General features: G+C 42.9%; 25 protein-coding genes. 9 read left to right on the top strand and 16 right to left on the bottom strand.

Annotated features, from left to right (window positions below; genetic code table 11):
• Window positions 1–41: 41 nt before the first annotated feature.
• Both ACMX2I_RS18920 and ACMX2I_RS18925 read right to left on the bottom strand, forming a co-directional pair.
• Complete coding sequence (locus tag ACMX2I_RS18920; RefSeq protein ID WP_414957998.1) at window positions 42–1,304, bottom strand: glycoside hydrolase family 18 protein; 1,263 nt, start codon at window positions 1,302–1,304, stop codon at window positions 42–44.
• 124 nt (window positions 1,305–1,428) lie between these two features.
• Entirely contained in the window at window positions 1,429–2,103 is a 675-nt protein-coding gene (locus tag ACMX2I_RS18925) for a GntR family transcriptional regulator (RefSeq protein WP_414957999.1), read from the bottom strand.
• Between the two features lie 248 nt (window positions 2,104–2,351).
• Between ACMX2I_RS18925 and ACMX2I_RS18930 the strand changes: the two genes are divergently transcribed.
• The gene (locus ACMX2I_RS18930; protein WP_414958001.1) at window positions 2,352–3,089 is read left to right on the top strand and encodes a sulfite exporter TauE/SafE family protein; all 738 of its coding nucleotides are present in this window, start codon (window positions 2,352–2,354) and stop codon (window positions 3,087–3,089) included.
• 26 nt (window positions 3,090–3,115) lie between these two features.
• Here ACMX2I_RS18930 and ACMX2I_RS18935 read toward each other — a convergent pair whose 3' ends face one another.
• The 3 genes from ACMX2I_RS18935 to ACMX2I_RS18945 all read right to left on the bottom strand — a co-directional run bounded on the left by ACMX2I_RS18935 (window position 3,116) and on the right by ACMX2I_RS18945 (window position 5,557).
• Complete coding sequence (locus tag ACMX2I_RS18935) at window positions 3,116–4,324, bottom strand: MFS transporter (RefSeq protein ID WP_394716804.1); 1,209 nt, start codon at window positions 4,322–4,324, stop codon at window positions 3,116–3,118.
• 187 nt (window positions 4,325–4,511) lie between these two features.
• Window positions 4,512–4,835, bottom strand: a complete 324-nt coding sequence (locus ACMX2I_RS18940) for an AzlD domain-containing protein (protein ID WP_414958002.1) — start codon at window positions 4,833–4,835, stop codon at window positions 4,512–4,514.
• Window positions 4,832–5,557, bottom strand: coding sequence for an AzlC family ABC transporter permease (locus ACMX2I_RS18945; protein ID WP_289346561.1), 726 nt, complete (start codon window positions 5,555–5,557; stop codon window positions 4,832–4,834). Before ACMX2I_RS18945 ends, ACMX2I_RS18940 begins: the two co-directional genes overlap by 4 nt.
• Before the next feature lie 119 nt (window positions 5,558–5,676).
• Here ACMX2I_RS18945 and ACMX2I_RS18950 point away from each other — a divergent pair, with 119 nt between their 5' ends.
• From ACMX2I_RS18950 to ACMX2I_RS18960, 3 genes are all read left to right on the top strand, one after another.
• Window positions 5,677–6,234 (top strand): XRE family transcriptional regulator, encoded by a 558-nt coding sequence (locus ACMX2I_RS18950; protein ID WP_333561116.1) that lies wholly within the window; start codon window positions 5,677–5,679, stop codon window positions 6,232–6,234.
• Between the two features lie 80 nt (window positions 6,235–6,314).
• The gene (locus ACMX2I_RS18955) at window positions 6,315–6,809 is read left to right on the top strand and encodes a MarR family transcriptional regulator (protein ID WP_414958361.1); all 495 of its coding nucleotides are present in this window, start codon (window positions 6,315–6,317) and stop codon (window positions 6,807–6,809) included.
• Between the two features lie 15 nt (window positions 6,810–6,824).
• Complete coding sequence (locus tag ACMX2I_RS18960; RefSeq protein WP_087993576.1) at window positions 6,825–7,454, top strand: nitroreductase family protein; 630 nt, start codon at window positions 6,825–6,827, stop codon at window positions 7,452–7,454.
• Window positions 7,455–7,550: 96 nt separating this feature from the next.
• Here ACMX2I_RS18960 and ACMX2I_RS18965 read toward each other — a convergent pair whose 3' ends face one another.
• Window positions 7,551–10,208 carry an MMPL family transporter gene (locus tag ACMX2I_RS18965; protein ID WP_414958005.1) on the bottom strand — a complete coding sequence of 886 codons (2,658 nt, stop codon included), beginning with the start codon at window positions 10,206–10,208 and terminating at the stop codon, window positions 7,551–7,553.
• Complete coding sequence (locus ACMX2I_RS18970; RefSeq protein WP_148964506.1) at window positions 10,205–10,663, bottom strand: MarR family transcriptional regulator; 459 nt, start codon at window positions 10,661–10,663, stop codon at window positions 10,205–10,207. Before ACMX2I_RS18970 ends, ACMX2I_RS18965 begins: the two co-directional genes overlap by 4 nt.
• A 165-nt stretch (window positions 10,664–10,828) precedes the next feature.
• Here ACMX2I_RS18970 and dinB point away from each other — a divergent pair, with 165 nt between their 5' ends.
• From dinB to vmlR, 3 genes are all read left to right on the top strand, one after another.
• Window positions 10,829–11,347: a damage-inducible protein DinB gene (gene dinB, locus ACMX2I_RS18975; protein ID WP_414958008.1), complete on the top strand. Its 519-nt coding sequence runs from the start codon at window positions 10,829–10,831 to the stop codon at window positions 11,345–11,347.
• A 172-nt stretch (window positions 11,348–11,519) separates the two neighbouring features.
• On the top strand, window positions 11,520–12,896 hold the full coding sequence (locus ACMX2I_RS18980; protein ID WP_087993573.1) for an amino acid permease: 1,377 nt from the start codon (window positions 11,520–11,522) through the stop codon (window positions 12,894–12,896).
• Window positions 12,897–13,226: 330 nt separating this feature from the next.
• Window positions 13,227–14,861, top strand: a complete 1,635-nt coding sequence (gene vmlR, locus ACMX2I_RS18985; protein WP_414958010.1) for an ABC-F type ribosomal protection protein VmlR — start codon at window positions 13,227–13,229, stop codon at window positions 14,859–14,861.
• Window positions 14,862–14,900: 39 nt separating this feature from the next.
• On the opposite strand, the gene ACMX2I_RS18990 is transcribed toward vmlR, so the two are convergent.
• Both ACMX2I_RS18990 and ACMX2I_RS18995 read right to left on the bottom strand, forming a co-directional pair.
• The gene (locus tag ACMX2I_RS18990; RefSeq protein ID WP_414958011.1) at window positions 14,901–15,467 is read right to left on the bottom strand and encodes a TetR/AcrR family transcriptional regulator; all 567 of its coding nucleotides are present in this window, start codon (window positions 15,465–15,467) and stop codon (window positions 14,901–14,903) included.
• Window positions 15,468–15,481: 14 nt separating this feature from the next.
• A complete protein-coding gene (locus ACMX2I_RS18995; RefSeq protein ID WP_414958013.1) occupies window positions 15,482–16,675 on the bottom strand; it encodes an MFS transporter in 1,194 nt (397 codons plus the stop codon).
• Between the two features lie 384 nt (window positions 16,676–17,059).
• Here ACMX2I_RS18995 and ACMX2I_RS19000 point away from each other — a divergent pair, with 384 nt between their 5' ends.
• The gene (locus ACMX2I_RS19000) at window positions 17,060–17,389 is read left to right on the top strand and encodes an HIT family protein (RefSeq protein WP_087993599.1); all 330 of its coding nucleotides are present in this window, start codon (window positions 17,060–17,062) and stop codon (window positions 17,387–17,389) included.
• On the opposite strand, the gene ACMX2I_RS19005 is transcribed toward ACMX2I_RS19000, so the two are convergent.
• The 7 genes from ACMX2I_RS19005 to ACMX2I_RS19035 form a co-directional block, all read right to left on the bottom strand.
• Window positions 17,382–17,873 (bottom strand): GNAT family N-acetyltransferase, encoded by a 492-nt coding sequence (locus tag ACMX2I_RS19005; protein ID WP_087993569.1) that lies wholly within the window; start codon window positions 17,871–17,873, stop codon window positions 17,382–17,384. The genes ACMX2I_RS19000 and ACMX2I_RS19005 overlap by 8 nt on opposite strands.
• A gap of 149 nt (window positions 17,874–18,022) precedes the next feature.
• Complete coding sequence (locus tag ACMX2I_RS19010) at window positions 18,023–18,367, bottom strand: DoxX family protein (protein WP_087993568.1); 345 nt, start codon at window positions 18,365–18,367, stop codon at window positions 18,023–18,025.
• A complete protein-coding gene (locus ACMX2I_RS19015; protein ID WP_414958016.1) occupies window positions 18,364–18,963 on the bottom strand; it encodes a TetR/AcrR family transcriptional regulator in 600 nt (199 codons plus the stop codon). The genes ACMX2I_RS19010 and ACMX2I_RS19015 overlap by 4 nt, the downstream gene beginning before the upstream one ends.
• A 363-nt stretch (window positions 18,964–19,326) precedes the next feature.
• Window positions 19,327–19,665 carry a thioredoxin family protein gene (locus ACMX2I_RS19020; RefSeq protein WP_202329021.1) on the bottom strand — a complete coding sequence of 113 codons (339 nt, stop codon included), beginning with the start codon at window positions 19,663–19,665 and terminating at the stop codon, window positions 19,327–19,329.
• A gap of 186 nt (window positions 19,666–19,851) precedes the next feature.
• Window positions 19,852–20,241, bottom strand: coding sequence for a DoxX family protein (locus ACMX2I_RS19025; protein WP_087993565.1), 390 nt, complete (start codon window positions 20,239–20,241; stop codon window positions 19,852–19,854).
• Window positions 20,242–20,379: 138 nt separating this feature from the next.
• The gene (locus tag ACMX2I_RS19030; protein WP_414958019.1) at window positions 20,380–21,318 is read right to left on the bottom strand and encodes a ring-cleaving dioxygenase; all 939 of its coding nucleotides are present in this window, start codon (window positions 21,316–21,318) and stop codon (window positions 20,380–20,382) included.
• Between the two features lie 27 nt (window positions 21,319–21,345).
• Window positions 21,346–21,966, bottom strand: a complete 621-nt coding sequence (locus ACMX2I_RS19035) for a nitroreductase family protein (protein WP_414958020.1) — start codon at window positions 21,964–21,966, stop codon at window positions 21,346–21,348.
• Window positions 21,967–22,453: 487 nt separating this feature from the next.
• On the opposite strand from ACMX2I_RS19035, the gene mneP reads away from it, so the two are divergent.
• Complete coding sequence (gene mneP, locus ACMX2I_RS19040; protein ID WP_333516762.1) at window positions 22,454–23,347, top strand: manganese transporter MneP; 894 nt, start codon at window positions 22,454–22,456, stop codon at window positions 23,345–23,347.
• Window positions 23,348–23,410 lie beyond the last annotated feature (63 nt).

Raw genomic sequence — 23,410 nt, forward strand, 5'->3', positions numbered from 1 at the left:
GGTCTAAAACCCGAAAAGACACCTGGCTTTGGTGTCTTTTTTTATACCTTTCTGATCGTAAAAAATTTCCGCAAAAGCCATGGGCCTGGCGTGAAACCCAAGGTTAACTGCCAAGCGCCTATAGCTTGCAATCCGTATTCCCGGACGATCAGCATTTTCCGGCTCATGCTTCTAACATCTTCAAACCATACCTCATGCGTCCGCCCTTCTTCATCACTGTACCGGTAAAAAGGTGATTGATATTCGGCTGAATATTGGATCGGCGTTTGATACCTCATCGCTCTTTCGATTGCGTTTTGATTTGAAATGGCTGAAGCAACAGTTCCCGGCTGGTACGGGATGATCCAGTCGTACCCATAGAGAGGGACTCCGATGATGATTTTTCTGCGCGGCACTTGCGCAATCGCAAACTCAATGGTTCTCCTGATCTCAGTAATCGGCGCTACCGGGCCCGGCTCACTTCCTGCATGATGCCAATCATAAGCCATAATAAACATATAATCGACAACTGCTCCAATCCCTCCGTAATCGTAGCCTCTCAGCCATGGGATCTGATCGCTTGTTTTTGCCGGAACAGCTATCGTCAGCACATACCCTCCTGCCTGAAGGCGGTCTCTCAGCTGACGTAAAAACCCGGTAAATAGATCGCGATCCGCGGCGCTTACCTGTTCAAAATCGATTGTCACCCCCCCATATCCTCTTGTGGAAACTAAATAATAAATATTGTTAACCAGATTGGTTCTCGCTGTCGGGTTGTTCAGGACTTGGTGAACGATCTCCGTACTGAAGCCTTCTGATGTGAGATTCGTGATCGTTGCCAGCGGTGTGACTCGTCTTTGCCATGTTGTCTCAATCGCGGCCTTATCATTTAATTGGTTTGCAATGTCGCCGTTAGGTGCAATATGGTATTCGAAAATCGAAATCGAAGACGAGTATGGCGCAAAGTCATTAATTAACTCCCGATCGAGATCAGGATTTCGGAGCACATAAAAACTCAGCGTCCCCGCAATGTAACTTGAGATAGAAGGGATCGTTATTTTTGATCCGACTTGTAAAGCATTTGGGCTGATGCCCGGGTTTGCGGCCCGCAGTCGCTCTAATGGAACAAACGCTTTTTCCGCAATGGCGGTCAGCGTGTCTCCCGGCTGCACTGTATATACATAAAGAGGGATTAGCAGAGCCTGCCCCGGCACGATATTCGTTTCGTCTAACCCATTCACACCCCGGATTTGATCAACAGCAGCATCGTATCTTCTGCCTATGGAAAACAAAGAATCACCAGGTCGGACGATATGGATAAACATGTGTAACCCCCATTATTCGTTAGTCAATCTATCATAAAATCTTATTACCATAATCCCTTATATATGTTAGTGAGCACAAAAAAACCAAGGGGCAAGATTCCCCTTGGGACGGATCACACAATAATCAATTCTCTTTTCTTTCTTCAAGTACATGCTTCAAGTGCTCACAGTCATGATTGAAATGAGCCTCCACATACTGTTTGGCTGGTTTTTTGTTTTTCTTTTTCACTTCTTCAAATATTTTGCGGTGTTCACTCAGTATCGTTTCTGCACGGTGGTCGCCAGTATAATTAAGGATTCTGCAAAAGTGAATCAGATCATTTACATGCTCAAGCAAATTTTTCAAATGTCTGTTATGGCTAAAATCGACAAGCAGCTCATGAAACTTTTGGTTTAAACTGATGATTTCCGTATCTTCCATTTCGTTGTGAATGGCTTTTTCTGTTTCTTCAAGCTGTTTTTCAAGAATGGCAAGCTCTTCCTCATCCGCTTCGTCTATGACTAACTCAACTGCCAGCTGCTCCAGCGGAATTCTGATTTTATAAATCTCATCTACATCTTTTGCCGTTAACGACGTAATAGAAAATCCATTTCGGTCATCTGCTTTTAACAAACCGTCTTTCTCAAGGAGCCGCATGGCTTCCCTTATTGGAGAGCGGCTGACACCAAAGCTTTTCGCCAGCTGGGTTTCGTTTATCCGTTCCCCCGGCTTAAAAGTTCCGTTGAAGATCATTTTTTTCAGCTGGTTATAAAATTGCAGGTAGTAAGGAGTCGGTTTGTCTAATTTAAAATCGTCCATATATAATACCTCTTTTGAATATATTCATGGGCTTTTCTTCATGAAAATCATATAACAGATGGTAATGGGAAGCAATAAACTGCCTTGTCAAATCTCAGAATTCGGGGTACGATATGTTTACTGAACGACGGTCGACGGACTACTGGCAACTGAAAAATCGGCATGTTTTTTCATCGTCAATAGAACACCATACCTCCGCCAGAATAGCACTTATTACATTTTTAGATCTTTTCAATGGAGGAAAAAATATGCTCATTATTCTTGTTATGTTTCTTCTCGGGATAATTTTAGGCTTTATTGGTGCCGGGGGTGCAGGCTTTGTCATTGCCCTTTTAACTCTTCTTTTCCATGTTCCTATTCATACGGCTTTAGGCACTTCCCTCGCCGGGATGGCTTTCACCAGCTTATCAGGGGCGTACAGCCACTATCGTGAAGGCAACATTCAAATGAAAATCGGCTTAATAGTCGGATGCTTTGCTGCGGTCGGCTCATTTTTCGGCGCCAAACTGACATCGTTCATTCCGTCTGATTTGCTACATTACTTGACGGCTGGGATGTTGTTTTTATCAGCGATGCTCATTTTAATCAGATTGTTTCTTTTAAAAGAGAAGGTTCAAACGAATCAGAGCCATCTTTCAACGTATACGAGAGCAGTCATCTTAGGAATTGTTTCCGGCGTTCTTTCCGGCACATTCGGCATAGGATCGGCGCCTTTTATTCAAATCGGTTTAATGATTATGCTGAACCTTTCCATCCGCCATTCTGTCGGAACGACAATGCTTGTGATCATTCCCCTCGCTGTAGGTGGAGGCATTGGATATATCACAGAAGGATTTGTCGATTATGTATTGTTGATCAAAGTTCTGGTCGGTACAATGTGCGGTGCTTATGTAGGCGCGAAATTCACCAACCTTATGCCAAAGGTGGTTCTGAAATCGGCCATCTTCTTGACTCCGGCGATTGCGGGCCTGCTTTTGTTATTTTAAATAAACTCAAAAAACCTGACGCCATGTCAGGTTTTTTGCTCCGCTCGTTCTTTCGTTAATCCAAAAAACGCCAGCGAGCCGATGACCGCTGTCACAAACATGATCGCTCCCATTGGAATGGCAGTCGTTTCATTAATGCCTACAAGCGGGGAGACGATCGATCCGAGGAGAAGCGGCAGCATGCCGAGCAGCGCGCTTGCGCTTCCGGCTCGGTGCCCCTGCTTCTCCATGGCCAGCGTAAACGTGCTGGTCAAAACCATGCCAATTGTAATCATGTAAATGAAGATGGATATGACTAATGTGGCCAGAGGGCCGTGAATCATGGTCATAGTCAAAAGCACAGCCGTCGCAATCATAGCTGTAATGACCGCTATGCGAAGCAGTTTTTTTTCATGGATGATTCCGCCAAAGCGCCCGATCATAAAGCTGCCCGATATAATCGCCAGGCCGTTAATGCCAAAAAGAATACTAAACACCTGCGGCGACACCCCGTAAATACCCTGGTATACAAATGGGGTACCGGACACATATGCAAAGCTTCCTCCATGTATAAACCCAACAGTTAACGCGTACCCCATAAAGGACCGATCCTTCAGCAGGCTGCCCATCGTTTTGACAGATGTTCCGATTGAGCTTGGAATCCTTTTTTCCGGCGGCAGCGTTTCTTTTAGTCTAAATGCAATCAAAAGAACAAGTAAAAATCCGATGATCGTTAACACGTGAAAAATCGTATGCCACGTTGCAAATGGCAAAAGCAAAATGGCGCCGCCTGTCATAGGTGCTACCATTGGCGCAACTGCTGTAATGACCATTAACAGTGAGAAAAATTTAGAAAGCTCTCTTCCAGTAAACACATCGCGGACGATGGCGCGAGACAGCACAAGCCCTGCTGAAGCGGTGAACCCCTGTAAAAAACGCGCAGCCACTAATGTTGTAATATTGGGCGACAGCGCACAAAACAGAGAAGATAACGCAAATAAAAAAATACAGATTAATAGCGGCTTCCGTCTTCCCTGCGCATCACTGACCGGCCCGACAATCAGCTGGCCGATGGTAAGCCCGACCAGACAGGCTGTTAAACTTAACTGTACAAGTGAAGCGCTTGCTGATAAATCATTCGCGATTTCAGGAAAACTTGGCAAATACATATCGATATTAAGCGGGCCCAATATAGCAAGCATGCCGAGCAGAAACGCCAATGCCAAGCGTTCTTTTCCAGTTGGGTTTTGCAGCATGTTATCAAACCTTCCCTTCAACCTAGTCCTTATGTAAGATGTCAACTTCAACGATAGATTGAAGCTATAAAAACATTAGTATATTGTATCATAACTTTCAGTCTGTGAAAGCCGCTTAAAGCTTGAACGAAAGACACAAAAAATCAGGGTCTTCTGCCCTGATCAAGTAAGTGCCGATCCTCTTGTTTTATGCCCATAATCGCAAACCCGCCATAAGAAGTACACCGGTGATCACAGTAATGGATAAGCTTTTCGTTTTCATCGCAATCAAAAGAGTCGGGATCAAGATAACGGCTGCGGGCCAATTCAATTGAAGAGTATCATTTGACTGAATCATACAATCCTTTACGACAAGTGCTGTCAATATACAGACCGGCACATAGGAAAGCCACTTGAGCACGGGCTCCGGCAAAGTGATATTCCGAACAACTAAAAAGGGAATGACGCGGGGAATCATCGTGACCAGCGCACAGCCGATAATCACCATCAAGATGTATGTATTGACACTCATTTATCCGTCACCACCCCGATTGTGGCTACGATAACCGTTGATATGATGACCGCAAGATGAGACGGCATAAAGAAAGAAAAAACAACCATGGCAATCACCATATAGATCATGAGTGATACATAATGTTTAAGCTTCGCCGGCACAACATGTTCCAGTTGAAGAACCAGCAGCGCTAAAAACATAGCCGTCACCGCAAAATCCAGTCCGAACGATTCCGGATCGGTAATCCACTTGCCAAAAACAGCCCCCGCCACACAAGACAGCACCCAGCACGCATATGCTGTAAGATTTAACCCGAACATCCAGCGATCGTTAATGGGCTCGTTTTTGACAATCTTATTTGAAGCAACACCGAACGATTCATCTGTCACCATCATGCCGATACCTACATTTTTCGCCAGTGAATACTTTGAAAAATGAGGAGCAAGCGCGGCGCTTAATAGAAAATTCCGCGAATTCACTATAAACGTAGTCAGAATAATGGCGGACATCGGGCTGTTTGCCGCTAACAACGCACACATAATGAACTGGGCGCCGCCTGCAAAAACCAATCCTGACATTAACACAATTTCCATTACGCTTAAATGCGACGCAACCCCCACGATTCCGAGAGCCAAGCCTACACTGATGTAACCGATCAGCGTCGGAACACAATCTTGAAATCCCTGCAGGAATGTTGGCTCGTCAGTTTTTGCATGATTCATTTCTTTTTCAGATATCATTCTGTCCTCCTCCTCGTCTAACATATTATACACACGTATGTTATAACTGACAACAGAATGTGATAACAGACTTCCCTATGTTATAATGAAAGCGAATATGGACGTAAGGAGATACATGTATGGATGATATCCAAGCCATTATTGCAATGAATCTGGTCAAACTTAGAAAAAACAGAAACCTGACTCTTGATCAAGTTTCTGAATTAACGGGTGTCAGCAAAGCCATGCTCGGACAAATCGAAAAAGGAAAGTCCACCCCGACTGTCACTACACTATGGAAGATCGCAAACGGGCTTCAAGTCTCCTTTTCTGTATTTCTGAAAGAAGACAAGCCGATAGTTAGAAAAATTAATCTGAGGGATATTGAACCTGTTACAGATAATGAAGAAAACTACAGCGTCTACCCTTTTTTCCCCTACAATCCTGAAACAAAGTTTGAAATTTACGTTGTTGATCTGAAACCTGGATGTATTCATGAAGCAAAAACACATTTAGGAGAAGAATATCTTTTCATTAAAGAAGGCGAATTAACGGTTAATCTGCAGGGCCAGGAGCACATGCTCGCTTCAGGAGACGCCCTGCAGTTTACAGGGTCAACCCCGCACAGCTACATCAATTCTTCTGAAGAAACGGCCAGCTTTTTTCTGCTGATGTTTTATCCTGAACCGCAAGAATAGCCCAAAACCTCCCTTCACATCTGGGGGGTTTTTCAAATATGCAAATGGCTTGCAAGTTGAAATCAATCATTGTATATTTATTGATAGGTCAATCATTGATATATCAATTAATTATGTTGACAAGAAAGAAGGGATGGGTTTTGGCGTCATTTTGTTCAGAGGAAGCCGAGATTTTATATCAGCTGCAAGGCGTGAACAAGGTGATTGGCGTGAAATTCGAGGCATGCACGGGCATCAGCCAATCTCGTTTGGAATTGCTGTCATTGCTTTATCATGCAGATGAGATCAGTCAAAGCGACCTTCAAAAGAAAGTAAATATTGATAGCGCCGCCGTCACTAGACACCTAAAACAGCTGGAAGCCAAAGGCATGGTCTCAAGACGGCGCAAACCCGAGGACAACCGCATCACCCTTGTTCGGTTAACAGATCGAGGAAGAGAGCGGATCGAGTCTTCTAAGCAAGAAAAGGAGCGTTTCATGAAGGAAATGCTCGCAAATGTAAGTGCAGACGAGCGCCGCCTGCTCATTGATGTGCTGGCGCGTATGCGTAACAACATAGACAATATCGAAGCTTAAGAGGAGTGTATCAACATGATCAAAACAAACGATTTTATGGAGATTATGAAAGGCCGCCGTTCTATTCGCAACTATGATCCGACGGTGAAAATCAGCAAAGAAGAGATGACAGCAATCTTAGAAGAATCAACAACGGCGCCATCTTCTGTCAACGCTCAGCCATGGCGTTTTCTCGTCATCGACAGCCCGGAAGGAAAAGAAAAGCTCGCACCGCTTGCAAGCTTCAACCAAACGCAAGTCACAACATCATCTGCTGTCATCGCTGTATTTGCAGACATGAACAATGCTGACTATCTAGAAGAAATCTATTCAAAAGCGGTGGAACTCGGTTATATGCCGCAGGAGGTAAAAGACAGACAAATAGCCGCGCTGACAGCTCATTTTGAAAAGCTTCCGGCGCAGGTGAACCGCGAAACGATCCTGATTGACGGCGGTCTCGTTTCAATGCAGCTGATGCTGACTGCACGCGCGCACGGCTACGATACAAACCCGATCGGCGGATACGATAAAGAAAACATCGCGGAAACCTTCGGATTAGATAAAGAACGTTATGTACCGGTCATGCTTCTTTCTATCGGAAAAGCAGCAGACGAAGGCTATGCTTCCTACCGTCTGCCGATTGATACAATTGCAGAATGGAAATAAAACAAAGAGCCCAGACGTATGTTCTGGGCTCTGTTTTCATTTTGTTGCTGTCAACAATCAGACAAGAGAGATGGAAATTCCCACCTCTTGTCTCTATTATTCTTTGATTTTCTTCCTGCCAAACGGCCACCAGTTTCCTTCTCCAAAGGTTACGATGATTGCCGGCATAAAGAGCGGAAGAATGACAAGACCGTAAAGCAGCAGCCCGATAATGATAACACTTGCCACCTGCATCAGCGTATTGACGCCCGAGGGCATCATCGCCGCGAACGTGCCGGCCAAAATAATGGCCGCAGTAATAATGACTGATCCCATTTTGCTCATTGATCTGATGACACCTTGTTCAATGCCAAGGTGCACCTCTTCCTTAAATCGGTCAAGCAAGAAGATCGAATAATCTACGCCTAACGCGATCAAGATGACAAAGCTGAAGAACGGTACTGCCCAGCTGACGCCGGCATTTCCCAGGCCGTTCACAAAAATCAATTCTGTTATGGAGATCGACGTATAGTATGTCAGCAGCAATGACGCGATCATATAAATCGGCATGATCATCGAGCGGAATAAAATGGTTAATACAATAAACAGACCTATAATCATAATTACCATTGTTCTGGAGAAGTCCGTTGTGGACAGCTCTTTTAAGTCCGCATTCACGCTCGTGACCCCGCCGTATACGATCTGTGCGTCCTCGAGAGGAGTGCCGTCAACTTCGTTTGCTACAGCTTTTTTGATTTGGTTCATTGTTGTAATGGCCTGTTCTGAATAAGGATTAGAGTCCAGGACGACGCTTAATTGCACGCCTTTGCCATCTGCAAATGAATATTGGTCAATTGACTTCTTAAAGTCTTTATCTTTCATGACTTGATCAGGAATGAATATGCCTGTATCCCTTACGGTTGAGCTTTTGCTCATATCCTCTAACATATCACTGGAAGCTGTTATGCCGTCAGTGATTTTCGTCAGGCCATCATTTGCGCTCTTCACGCCTTCAGCCAGCTTCTTCAGGCTTTCTGTCAGCGTTCCGGCTTGTGCCTTCTGGCCTGAGAACTGCTGGTCCGCTTGTTCAAGGCCGGTTTGAATCTGTCCAAGCTGTCCGCTGATTGCCGTAAGCTGCTGTACGGTCTGTGCGGTATTGCCGGTTTGGGAAATCTGTTTGCTCACAAGCTGCAGCTGCTGATTGATTTTGTCTAAACCGTCTGCCGCATCGCCCAGTGAACCGCCGGAGCTGCTATTTGAGGCTGAGCCCGTTTGCCCCGCCATTTGATTCATTCCGTTTTCTATATCCGTTAAACCCCTCTGGACATCGGCAATTCCTTTACCCGTCTTATCCAGCCCGTCTGAAACCAAGCCTAGCTGTTTATCAATATATAAATCTTTGATTTTTTCTCCAGTCGGCTGCGTGATGGTCATGACAGAGTCCACATGATCGACTTTCTCAATCGCTTTGCTGACATTTCCGAGATAAGGGATTGTATCAGCTGTTGTAAGTTCTTTGTCTTCTTTCACGACAACATTGATCGGGAACGCTTTCCCTTCACCGAATCCATCTTTGATGGCCTCAAGAGCTTTTATTGATTTATAATCGCTGCTGATCTCTGCAGTCGAATCGAATGAAATCTGGTCATCATAGGTCAAGATGAACGGAAGCGTGATGATCACCGTAATGACAATAAACAGAAACGGACGCACAACCGAATGTCTGCCGAGAAACGCCCATAATTTATTATCACTGTGCGACAGCACTTTCTTAGAAGGCCAGAATAACTTTTCACCCAGTGTCACCATAAATAATGGCAGCAGTGTGTAGAGGATGATCATTAAAATTCCCACACCGACTGCGACTCCTACTGCTGATTGGAAAATCGCAAACTTCGCAAAGCCTAAGGCAGAAAACCCGATCAATACCGCAAATCCGCTGATAAATAAGGTTTTTCCCCCTGTACGATAAGCGATTAACGCCGCTTCTTTTTTGTCATGTCCATTTGCCAATTCTTCACGGAATCGGGTCAGAAGCAGTATGCAGTAATCTGTTCCGATGCCGAACAGGATGGCGACTAAGAAGGTTTGCGTAAACGTCGAGATAGGAAAATCAACATTGTACACGAGAATGCCCAATATGGATTGACTGATCAGATATGAAAACCCGACAACCACAATCGGGATAAAAGGCGTCACAACAGAGCGGAACACGATCAGCAGTAAACCGATGATCAAGCAGACTGTGATCACTTCCGTTTTCTTGAGCCCTTCCTCTGAACTGTGGGCGAAATCCTGATTGATGAGGGAGGCTCCCGTTATATATGCCGTCAAATCATCAGGGACGATTTTATACATGTCATTCGCGATTTTTTCCGCCTTTTTATCAGAACCTGTAATCGTGACAGGAACGAGGATGGTTTTCTTGTCTTTCGAGATTAATTGGTCTTTTACTTCTTTTTCCGCTGTAAGAGGAGACGTTACATCTTCTACACCGTCGATCTTTTTGACTTTATCGATCATTGTGCGGAGCTGATCTTCTGTCTCTTTTTTCAAAGCGTGGTCTAATGTAAAGACCATACTGATCGAATTATTGTCTTCTCCCGCTTGTTTTAAAATGGCATTTGCTTTTTCTGAAACAGCATCAGCGGGAAGCTGGGCCTGCCCCTTTTGATTCGCCAGCTCCGTTACGTTCGGAGAAAACAAACTCAGTATCACGGTAAGTGCTAATATAAAGGCTGCAATCGCCCACTTGAATTTGATGATTGCTCTCATTCGGCAGGATCTCCTCCTTTAAATTTGCTTTTTAGAATGGTGAATATCTCTATGATAGAGTTTAAGTGTTCCTCATCTATATCATCGATTAGCTCTTTAAGAGCGTTAAAGATGGCTGAATCTAATTTTTCCAGGATGTTTTCACCGCTGGCTGTGATATGAATAAGCTTAGAGCGCTTATCACTTTTTGCCGGACAGTCATCCCATTCAACCAATCCTTTTTCAAGCAGCTTTTTCAGTCTGTTCGAAATCGCGCTCTTATGTACATTTTGATACATGGCCAGGCTGCCGGGAGAGGTTGGTCCTTTGACTTTTAAAATTTTTAACAGGTCCGCCTGTTCTCTGGAGATATGCTTGAAGACATCCTGATTGATTTCACGATGCACAAACTCTGTCCCTTCTAGTAATACTTCCACAAATAGGTTTATCGCCTGACATAGCTTTTGTTCATTCAACATCTTCCCCTCCTCATTATAGTTTATCCCTCTAAACTATATGATCAATGTCAATTAGTTTATCCCTCTAAACTATGTCTGTCAACCTATTTTATTCACAAACACTCCACAAAGAACACCTGTTCGTGTACAATAAAATTATAAACACGAAGGGAGAAAATCCACATGCCAGATTTTCCACTACATTTTTATGAATATAACATATGGGCTAATCAGCAAATATTCAACCGGTTAAAAGAGCTTCCAAAAGAGGTCTATCGCCAGGACATTCAAAGTGTGTTTCCGTCGATAGCCCATGTCTTGTCTCATGTTTACCTCTCCGACCTCGGCTGGATTGAAGTGTTTTCCGGCAAAAGCATGAACGATGCTCTCGCATTAGCTGAACAACTTAAAGAACAGACAGAGGCAAAAGAAATGGAGGAGATGGAAGCTCTGTTTCTGGAGTTATCCGAGCGCTACACATTATGTTTACAGCAAAACGAACAGATCGATAAACCCCTCCAGATTCAAAACCCCTCAGCCGGAATCATGCAAACGACTGTTTCCGAGCTGGTTCCTCACGTTGTTAATCACGGGACATACCACCGCGGCAATATCACAGCAATGCTGCGGCAGGCAGGATATGCATCCGTTCCGACAGATTATGGGCTCTACCTGTATTTAAAAAAAACAGAAATGGCATAAAACGACTGCGGCTCACTAAATGGAGCCGCTTTTTATAATGAATTTTTTCAAAAAACATTAAAATTTCTTTTCATTTACCTTTATAGTAAAAAAGATAGAAATTTTAGTGTTATAATAATCATTAAAAACGTATTGCTGACTCAAAACAATTTTCAATGGAGGAACACACAAAGTGACAGACGATATGACGAAAGATAATATAAATCAGCAAACCTTGGAGAGAGGCTTAAAAAACAGGCACATCCAGCTCATCGCCATCGGCGGTGCTATTGGGACGGGGTTATTTCTCGGCTCAGGAAAATCAATTCATTTTGCCGGCCCGTCGATTTTATTTGCCTACTTGATCACAGGAATCATTTGCTTCTTAATTATGAGATCTCTTGGTGAACTGCTGTTATCGAATTTGAACTATCACTCTTTTGTTGATTTTGTACAAGACTATTTAGGCGATATGGCAGCCTTTATCACCGGCTGGACATACTGGTTCTGCTGGATTTCCATTGCGATGGCAGATCTGACAGCCGTCGGGCTTTACACTCAATATTGGCTTCCGGGTGTGCCGCAATGGGTGCCCGGCTTAATCGCTCTGATTGTTTTAATGATTATGAACCTGGCAACTGTTAAGCTTTTTGGAGAATTAGAATTTTGGTTTGCTTTAATTAAAGTCATTGCCATTTTGGCGCTGATCGCTATCGGTCTTGTGATGATCTTTAAAGGGTTTCCCACTAGCTCAGGAGCCTCCAGTTTCACAAATCTCTGGAGCCACGGAGGTATGTTCCCGAATGGAATGCACGGGTTTATCCTCTCGTTCCAGATGGTTGTGTTTGCCTTTGTCGGCATTGAGCTGGTCGGACTTACAGCCGGTGAAACAGAAAACCCTGAAAAAGTCATCCCTAAGGCGATCAACAATATCCCTATCCGGGTGCTGCTTTTCTATATCGGTGCTCTTCTTGTCATTATGAGCATCTATCCTTGGAATGTTATCAATCCCAGCGAAAGCCCATTCGTACAGGTATTTGTCGCGGTCGGCATCGTCGCGGCAGCAAGTATTATTAACTTTGTTGTGTTGACATCCGCTGCTTCTGCATGCAACAGCGCTGTGTTCAGTACAAGCCGTATGATCTATTCCCTGGCGAAAGATAATAATGCGCCTGAATCAATGGCGAAACTGACTCCGCGTAAAGTACCCAGAAATGCGTTGTTCTTTTCAGCTATCGTGATTTTAATCGGTGTCACGCTAAACTACATCATGCCAGAAGGCGTATTCACCCTGATCACAAGCATTTCCACCGTCTGCTTTATCTACATTTGGGGTATTACGGTCATCTGCCACATGAAATACCGGAAAACAAGACCTGAATTAGCGAAAACAAATAAGTTTAAGCTTCCGCTTTATCCGTTTTCAAACTACCTGATTCTTGCGTTTCTGGCGTTTATCATTGTTGTTTTGGCATTAGCTCAGGATACTCGAATTTCCTTATTTATCACGCCGGTTTGGTTTATTTTGCTGATTGTGGTTTATAAAGTGAGAAAAGCAAAGCATCAATAAGACTCGCAGCTCCTGCCTCAAAAATGAGAGCAGGAGTTTTTTGATGAAAAATATCCCAAATGGCCTTTGCTTTCGAATTTGAAGTTATGCTATAGTGTGTGTAATCAAAACAAGAAGGGATGATGGGTGGACAATGATTAACTAATCTTATTTTTACCGTTTGAAATCAATATTTCAAATCAGAAAAAATAGGATTAGTCTGCCCATTTTCTATATAGATGACACTGCTATTTATGAACAATAGCTTATTTGATCATGCACAGGCGCGGCTAATCCTTCCAACACATTTGGGAGGATTTTTTGATTCTCCCTTTAAAGCGAGGGATATGAATGAAAGAGATTGTAACATTAACAAATGTCAGCTATGAAGTGATGAATCTGACTATTTTTAAAAACGTAAATGCCAGTGTTCATCAAGGAGATGTCATTGGGATTATCGGCAAAAATGGCGCTGGGAAATCGACGCTGCTTCACCTCATTCACAATGACTTAACCCCTGCACAAGGACAAATCCGAAGACTTCGGCAGGATTTAAAAATGACGCTGGTAGAACAGGAAACCGCGTCGTATTCCTTTGCGGATCAGACGCCTGCCGAAAAGAAATTACTGGAGAAATGGTGTGTGCCCGTTCGAGATTTCCATCAATTAAGCGGCGGCGAAAAACTGAAAGCACGGCTGGCAAAAGGATTTTCAGAGGATGCAGATCTTTTACTGTTAGATGAACCGACAAACCACCTTGATGAAAAAAGCCTGCAATTTCTCATTCAACAGCTGAAAAGCTATAGAGGCACTGTGATTCTTGTTTCTCACGATCGTTATTTTTTAGACGAATCCGCAACAAAAATATGGTCTCTCGAAGCTCAATCGCTGATTGAATTCAAAGGAAATTACTCTGGGTATATGAAGTTCCGGGAAAAGAAAAGACTCACCCAGCAGCGTGAATATGAAAAGCAGCAAAAAATGGTTGAACGAATTGAAGCACAAATGAATGAGCTGGCTTCATGGTCGGAAAAAGCGCACGCCCAATCGACGAAAAAGGAAGGATTTAAAGAATATCACCGTGTAAAAGCGAAGCGTACGGATGCCCAAATGAAATCCAAGCGGAAGCGGCTTGAACAAGAGCTGGAAAAAGCAAAAGCGGAATCCCTTAAGCCAGAATATCATGTACACTTTTCAATTGATACAACCCATAAAACGGGAAAACATTTTTTAGAAGTTCAGCATGTAACGAAGGCTTTTGGCGAAAGGCTACTCTTTAAAAATGCACATTTTACGATTCAACACGGTGAAAAGGTTGCGATCATAGGCCCTAATGGCAGCGGAAAAACGACATTACTGAAAATCATTCTGGGACAGGAAACAGCTGATGGGAGTGTATGGGTGTCGCCGTCTGCAAACATCGGCTATTTAACGCAGGAGGTGTTTGATTTGCCTTTAGAACAAACACCGGAAGAGTTATTTGAAAATGAAACATACGAAGCAAGGGGACACGTTCAAAATCTGATGAAGCACTTAGGTTTTACAGCTTCCCAATGGACTGAGCCGATCAAGCATATGAGTATGGGCGAGCGTGTAAAGATTAAACTGATGGCTTATATCCTGGAGGAAAAAGACGTGCTGATTTTAGATGAGCCGACAAACCATCTCGACCTGCCGTCACGCGAACAGCTGGAAGAAACATTGTCACACTACAGCGGCACATTGCTGGCAGTGTCACATGACCGATACTTTCTCGAAAAAACAACCAACAGTAAACTCGTCATCTCGGACAATGGCATCGAAAAGCAATTGAATGACGCTCCATCAGAAAGAAATGACCGAGAAGAACTTCGTTTAAAGCTTGAGACAGAAAGACAAGAAGTGCTGGGAAAGATCAGTTTTATGGCGCCAAATGATAAAGGATACAAAGAGCTTGATCAGGCTTTCAATGAACTTACGAAACAAATGAAAGAGCTGGATCAATAACGTTAAGGGATACCAAGGGCTGTTCGCCCTTGGTATTTTTCAAGCTTTCGCCTTCAGCCCTTGCCAAAAAATATCGAAGGAAATCTCTAAAGATCGCTCAAATGATTGTTTATTCTCGTAAACCAGCTGAATGTTCAGCCCATCGAAAAGAGTGATAAAGGCTATCGCACACTTTTCGGGCGGACAGGTGATGCCCGCTTCTTTAAAAACAAGTGCAACTCGGCTTTTCAAAGCATGCAGAAACAGCAGATACTGGGCTGAAATAAAATCACTTACTTCAACAGGAGCCTTAAACGACATCGCCTGCAAAAAGGCTACATTGGGCATGGCATGAAAGCGCGCCTGTGTTTCTTTTAAAAAAGCATATATAAGATTTTTGGCTGGCATATGCTTTCGGGATTCAAAAAAATCATTGATAAACGCTACTTCTTCTTCAACAATCTCGGGGTATACTTCCATCAACAGATCCTTTTTTGACGAGAAATGGTAGGACAGAGATTGTTTCCGAATCCCCAGTTCTTTTGCAATATGCGCCATTTTGACTCCCTCGTAGCCAAGCTCATTAAATTGGCGAACGGCTGTGCGTTTTATATTCTCACGGGTCACTGTTCTGCCCTCCCCTAATTATTTAAATCCGTTTTCTCTTTTCTCTTGGAATAGATAAATAAAATATATAATAAAAGAAACAGCAGGTACACCAAAATGGAAACGATATAAATCTCCCGATAAGAATAGATCGTTGCCACTACACCTAATAACAACGAGCCTCCGCCAATTCCCATATCAAAAAAATTAAAGAATGTCCCCATAGCATCCTCATGTTCATGCTCTTCAACAAGATTAATACACCATGTCTGGATAGCCGGAAATATTGAACCAAATCCAAACCCGTAACATATCGCCGCAGCAAAAAACATAGCATCGGTTTGGGCAAGATACAGTATGGACAGCCCTGCTAAAGAGAAAATTGAAGCGGGGATAAGGATAGCGGCCGCTCCAAACCGGTCAAACATTTTCCCTGAGATCAGGCGTATAAAAAAACTGGCTGCCGCAATCAGAAAGAAAAACATTCCGACACTTCGGAAACCCTTTTCCAGCGCATAGAGTGAAAAGAAGGACATGATCGCAGATGCAGCAATTCCGACTAGTAATATGAGAAACGAAGGAAACAGCACACGTTTTTCTAACACCTTGACCTTTACCATTCCCTTTTCAGCCGTGTCTTTTCCTTCAGACCGCCTCCGCACAAATACAGCCATTAGCACAGCCAGTAATAGAATAGACATCCCGCCTAGAAAAAGTCTCTGAAAATCATAAAGCTCCAGTGCCACGATACCAATCATCGGTCCAATCGAAACCGCAATTGTTTCGCCTACCCCAAAATATCCAATCCCCTCACCTCGGCGCTCCTTCGGAATAATTTCTGCGGCAATCGTCGCAAAATAAGTAGTTGCTAATCCAAAACCGGCACCATGTATGAAGCGAATGAGCAATAGGACGCTCACATCTGACGCAAGATAATATGCACCGGTTGAGCAGGCACTGATAACAATTCCAAATATAAGTAAATATTTTTTGTTAAATCGTTTAGCCAAAACCCCTGCAAAAGGACGTATGGCAATGGCAGATATCATAAAAATACCTGTAACCAACCCGACTTGCTTTGCCCCACCCCCTAAAGCAGTAACAAACAAAGGCAATGTCGGCAATAACATTTCAAACACCATAAATAAAAATGCATTTGAAAGCGTGACAAAAATAAATGATAACGACCACATTTTTGCAGTGTGTATTTTTTTCGCCTGTAACTCCATCAGTTCTTCTCCTTTTCTTTTGATCTATCACACTCACTTTATCTGACCCAAGTCAGATTGTAAACTTTAAATCTCAAAAAATTTATGATAAACATCTGTTTTTAATTATTTATCTCTGACAAAACTGACAATAGTCAGATTCGTTCAAATGGACTAAAATTAGTCGTTACAGCCGAAGAAGCTCCATAGAATGTTGACAATTTCACCTCATTACATAAAAAAGAACAGCACACGCTGTCCTTTTTTCTTATTATTTTCAAACATCTAAACCCTTGATCTAACGAACCGAAATCCCCAATTCATGTAAAATGAATACAAAAAAGAAGGTAAATAACAGAAGGAGACAGAAGAATCAATCAAACAACCAAAGTGAGGATGGATCATATGACTGAAGACTTTTATTGTGATGAAGTATTTAGCGGCAAAACGAAAGTACATAAGGTTCTAGAGACAGATAACGTATTGGCTTACTACCATACGAAGCCTTTTTATCCAGTCCATATTGTGGCTGTCCCCAAGAAGCATATCTCCTCGTTGATCACCCTGGAAGACCACGATCATGGCTTGCTTCTTGAATTAATGGATGTCATTCAAAAGGTCGCTTCCATGGTGACGGAAGAAAAAGGCGCATGCCGTGTGATCACCAACTTAGGAGCTTACCAGGACTCTAAACATTTACATTGGCATATTGTGTTTGGAGAACCGCTTAAGTAAGCGGCTTTGGTCCGTGCAGCTGTTTCCGCATACGTATATTGGTCATGGCATAGCCCATCTTCTGATAAAGATGGACGGCTGTCTCGTTGTGCGCAAACACATGAAGAGCAAGTCTTTCCGCACCAAGCTTTCTTGCTCTTTCATCCAGCGTTTGAAGCGCCGATTGAGCCAGCCCTTTTCCGCGAAATGCTTCATACAATCCAAAGGAATAGATAAACGCTTCCTTCTGCGGATGGTGCGGATCAGCATACAGCCAGAGCCAGCCCACCCCTTCCCCTTGTTCATTTGTGATGTTCCAAAAGAAATGATTACTGCTGTTTCGTCCATTCGGAATCATTTTCTCATATGCCTGCTCCGATTTCTCAAACGCCTCTTTTTCCGTCCAAGTTCCCGACGCTATGTTTTGCTTCGCATAATTTTGCACGGACATTCCGCGAAATGCCTCGAACTCTTCCACAGTCATGTCTTCCAAGGTTAACGTCATTCTGTATTCCTCCTTATAAAAAAAGTCCAGCTGGTGCCGGACAATCACTGCGTACAAATAAAAAATAAGCCGTTATAAGCCTCTGACTCTCTATCATTCGATAAGAGAAATCAATTTCCTGCAAATCAAAATAAAAGACTTTTTAAACATTACATGAGCTCCCGAATAATGATCATGATAGAAGCAATCAAACAAATCATCGCAGGCATCGTCATGAGAACCGATTGACGCGCTCGAAACATGTGCGCATGAACCGCTCCCGCCATGAGAACGATAAACAGCACGCCTGCCCCCAACGCTGCATACCGATTCCAAATTCCCGCTGTCATGGCAAGTGCCCCGGCTATTTCCAGAATGCCAGTAACAGTCAGAAACCATAATGGATATTGATAATGCCGCCAATGCTCCACTTGAAAGGGAACGCGGAACACCTTTATGATGCCTCCCGCGAGCATAAAAACTGCCAAACTGGCTTTCATAATCATAGATATCATCTTACGTCACGCCCGTTCGGAAGCATCCCGTATATTAAAAGATTCACAACCTGTGCGGCGAGACTTGCCGGATCTTTGATACCGGTTAACAAAAATGAATCGGTTAAATGTACAATCATGCCGATCAAACACTCAGCCACCGTTTCCATGTCGAGTTCGGAGTGAAAATAACCCAGCCGTTGTTCTGCTTCTAAGTTCTCTTTCAAAACCATCGCCAAGTCTTTTTTCATTTGTTTCGCTTCTGGGTTCAGAAAAAAGCCGATCTTGGTTACATCCTTGTCCTCAGCCAGACATTGAAAAACAGTTTCCACAGCGGACAGCACCCGTTGTGACACATCTTTCGTATTTAATCCGTTTTCCAGAAGAAGTGACTCTGTCAGCTTTTTTACACGAGAGTGAAAATCGGTGATTAACTCCTCAAAAATGGCTTCTTTGCTTTGAAAGTACAGATAAAAAGAAGGCTGCGTCAGTCCGGCTCTTTTCACAATGTCACTTACTTTCGTCTCATGAAATCCCCGACTCGCAAAATCATTGGCAGCTGCTTTGAGTAATCGTTTCCGGCTTTCTTCCCCTTTACGTCCTTTTTTGCTTTTCAACTAGGATCATCCTCCACAAAAAGATACTCAAAAGTAATATTATTTATGAGTATTATTTCATGCCATTGGATTTTATGTCAATGAATTTCAAACTGCCAACTTTCTTTATTCAAGGGTTTTGCTTGCAATGCATGATTTCTTTATCTTTGAAACAGCCATCCCGTTACCGATCCAAATCAGCAGGAATCTAGCTGAGGATCTGAGCAATTGCCGTTTCGATGATTGTCTCTGATCAATTGCTGTTGAAATTGAGTTTTGATGACATAACACATGTGTTCAGTCTTTAAAACAGGCATAGAGGGCGGCATGACATTGTCCCCTTTCAAAGAACAAAAACCCCCTTAAAGGGGGCTTGCGTAAACTTTATTCATCTTGATATAACCGATAAACCCTTTTCAGCCTTTCTTCAAGCTGTTCAAAATGAACAAAACGGGCTTCTCTCAAAAACTCAGTCCCATCAATGAACAAAAGAAGCACAGGGACAGTGAAGACTGAAAATCTGCCGGCGACCTCTTCTACATCGTCAGCATTGATATGCCCCAATGTGATATTTGGAAACTGACCCAATAATATTCTGAGCTGCGGCAGAACTGCGTGACATACTGTGCAGCCGGGTCTTGATATATAGATAAAACTGAATTGATGCTGTGTAATAAAATTCTCTATAGCATCTAATGAATGTAATTCTGTCATCTCTTTCATCAATTTACTCCTTCAAATTGGCCTGCCTTTCATGACCAAGCTCATTGATACGTATCATTCACTATACACATTTATATTTTTTATATCCGCTTTTTTGCTTTGCAGGGTACCCGCAAGTTTGCTTGAAAATCCCAAAACAAAAGAACAGTTACCGCTTGCCAGTAACTGTTCTTACATACTTGCGTATTAAAAATGCAAAGCGTAAGCCCCTGAACCGATGAGTGCAACCCCGATGGAGACTGCAATCAGTACCAAGTTATATTCAAAACCGCCTGCGCCATTCGCAAATCCTTTCGCTCCATGGACTTTTACGATGGCACCTAACATAATAATCGTGATGATAGCAGCTCCAAGCGGGAGGAATACACCTAAAATAAATAGAATTCCGCTTACTAATTCCCCAAGACCTGATAAAGCGGCCGCGACGTTACCTGGTTTAACCCCAATTGACTCGAACCATTGTCCGGTTCCTTTAATCCCGTATCCGCCAAACCAGCCGAATAATTTTTGTGATCCATAAAACAGAAACACCACACCAATCATAATACGAATAAGCAAAAGTCCTGCATCTTCCATTTTTATCTCTCCTTATTTTTGATGTAACATGATGTGCTGAAAGGCAGCAGTCTGATTTCTTGCCTCCAGTACCGTCCAGCAATCATCTATTGACTATATGTCTTTTTATTTTTCTTCATGCGTCAGCATTCATTAAAATCAATCTAACTCTCTTACTTCAAACGGCAGCAGCCCTTGTTCAATTTGTGCCCGATGCGGTTCATATTGCACAGGCAGCATCAATTTTCCGCCCATTGTTTCTTGTGATTCATCATGTGCAAAGCCCGGAGGATCAGTTGCGATTTCAAACAGGATTTCTCCATGTTCTCTGAAGTAAATGGCATTAAAATAGTTTCTATCCTGAACAGGAGTCACACCATAACCATGAGACGCAATATATCTTTGCCAATCTAATTGATCTTCGTCATCGTTAGCCCGCCAAGCAATGTGATGTACCGTGCCTGCTCCCATTTGTCCGCGGCCAATAGGCGTTAATTTAAGGTCAATCACATTTCCGATATCACCGGCAGAACGATAACGAATGAAGTCTCCTTCCTTGCCGACTCGTTCCATCCCCATGATGTTTTCTAACAGTTCACCTGTTTTTTCAGGCTGTGCTGACAACAGGGTTGCACCTCCGAAACCTTTAATGGCAACATCACGTGTTACATCTCCAAAAGTCCAAGTATTAACTTCTCCTTCTTCTCTTTCCACGATTTCTAAGTGCAGGCCATGCGGATCATCAAATTCCACATATTGTTCTCCAAAACGCTCGATTTTTGTGTATGGAACGTTGAATTTTTCAAGTCTCTTTTCCCAAAAAGCCATAGCCCCCTTCGGCACGACGTAAGAAGTCACGCCTACTTGACCGTCTCCAATGATGCCTTGGCGGGCCCCCGCCCACGGGAAGAAGGTGATGATGGTTCCCGGCTTCCCGCCTTCATTCCCAAAATAAAGATGATACGTACCAGGATCATCAAAATTGACGGTTTTCTTGACCAATCGAAGCCCCAGCACTCCTGCGTAGAAATCTGCGTTCTCTTGAGGGTGACCGACAATTGCTGTAATATGATGGATTCCCATCGTTTTTTTAGCCATATTTATCCGCTCCTTTACGTTTATTATTTAGATATACTCAACAAACTCATTCACAGGTTTCCGGTATCCGCGCGGCCTCCTGCTCTCTGTTTTTTCTTTCCCAATTGTCATCATCATGACAACTTCAAATTGGTCATCTATATCCAAAATCCGTTTCACGGCTTCAGCATCAAACCCGATCATAGGGCAGGTATCCCAGCCTTTTTCCTTAGCACTCAGCATAAACATCATCGCAGAAAGTGAAGCATTCCTTATCGCCTCGTCTCTCTTAAATGGTTCTCCCCTGTTTTCATAAAACGAAACGGTATCTTGAACCATGTGATCATACTCTTGCTTATTTAATACCCCCAACACCTTTAATCCTTCATAGATATCAGCCGCTTGCTGATATGCCTGCTTATCCCCCAATACCAAAAGAACCGCAGATGAGCTAAACACTTTATATTGTCCGTTTGCCGCCTGCTTCAGCTTTTTTTTCACATCCGGGTCAAGCACCGTCACATATTTTGTGTGCTGCAAATTAAAAGCTGATGGAGCCAATGAAACCAATTCAAACATCTCATTGAGTTCTTCTTTTGTGATTGGATGATCTGGAAGGAAGTTGCTTGCAGATCTTCTTTCATGGACTAGCTGTGAAAATTCAGCCATTTACGATACCCCTCTTTTTATCTCGAATTCGAGATATTATTTTATAAAAAAACACTTTGCATATCATTTAAAAGAACAGACAATGCTTGTGACATCTCTTCATTATTCAACAAAACTCAGGTTTGCACTTGATCGTTAATTATTTATCTCGAATTAAAATATCTTGAATATGAGATAATGATAAAATACAGATGGTCTAATGTCAACAGGTTTTTAAAAATCAGGTGGGAATTTTTCACTGAGGCAAAATTTTAATTCATGCTAATCACAGCTTGTTACACAATAACGCATTGGTTTTCTCTGTTAGCTTTTAGCCCGGCTCCAACTTTTTTTCTGCCACCTTATTTATTAGTAAACAGGAAACAACGTTGCTATAGACCCACTCGAAATTCAGTTGGTATGATAAGCAAAGTGATTTCACAAGAAAGGGTACGTTGAGTGAATAACAAGCACTCCTATTTTTTGTGCAGTTTTACAGGGGGAAAAAATGGCAAGTGAAAGAGAACAAATAAGCAAAAAAGTTGCTTTGATTGCATTAATAGCCAATCTGATCTTAATGGCCGGAAAGGTCTTTTTTGGCCTTATAGGCGATAGTGATGCCGTTTTTGCAGACGGTATACATTCTGCAGCGGATGTCGTGGCTTCGATTGCTGTTCTGGCAGTGATCGGTATTTCCAATAAACCGCCTGATCAAGACCATCCGTTTGGTCATGGAAAAGCTGAAGTCATTAGTGAGGCGATTGTAGGAATTATCTTAGTGATCGTATCCGTTTATATCCTAATAGAAGCGATTCTGTCCTTTGTTGAAGGGCCAAGCGTTCCACAATACAGCGCATTGTTTGCAGCTCTGATTTCGTACGCAGCTAAGCAGATCTTATATCGTTATTCCATCAAGCAGGGGGAAAAATGGAACAGTAAAGCGATTATAGCGATTGCATACGATCATAAAGGCGATATCGTTGCCTCTCTCGCCGCTTTTATCGGCGTCCTATTGGCGATTATCGGGAACACCTGCGGATGGACTTATCTGTTGTACGCCGATGCAATTGCCAGTGCGATCGTGGCTTACCTCATTTTTAAAATTTCAATGGAATTAATCAGGCCGTCTGTTGATGTTCTCATGGAGAAAAGTGTTGACCCCAAGCTGATAGCGGAATATAAAGCGGTTATTTTTGAATGTGATCAAGTAAAACGAATCGATAGAATCCGCGCGAGAGAACATGGCCACTATAAATTGCTTGATGTGCGTTTATCTTTAGATCATGATTTGACGATTAAGCAGGGACACGATATTGCCCGCGAAATCCGAAATGAAATCAAAAGACAGTTTCCAGATGTGGAAGAAGTGCTCATCCATGTGAATCCCTATTTTGAAGAGTAGAAAAGCTTCTTTCATAAAGGAGCCAGGCTGGCGAGGTTTTCTCGACAGCCTTTTTTGAATTTC

This window comes from Bacillus sp. SW14 (genome assembly GCF_047608225.1).
In the GTDB taxonomy this organism is placed as follows: Bacteria; Bacillota; Bacilli; order Bacillales; family Bacillaceae; genus Bacillus; species Bacillus subtilis_G.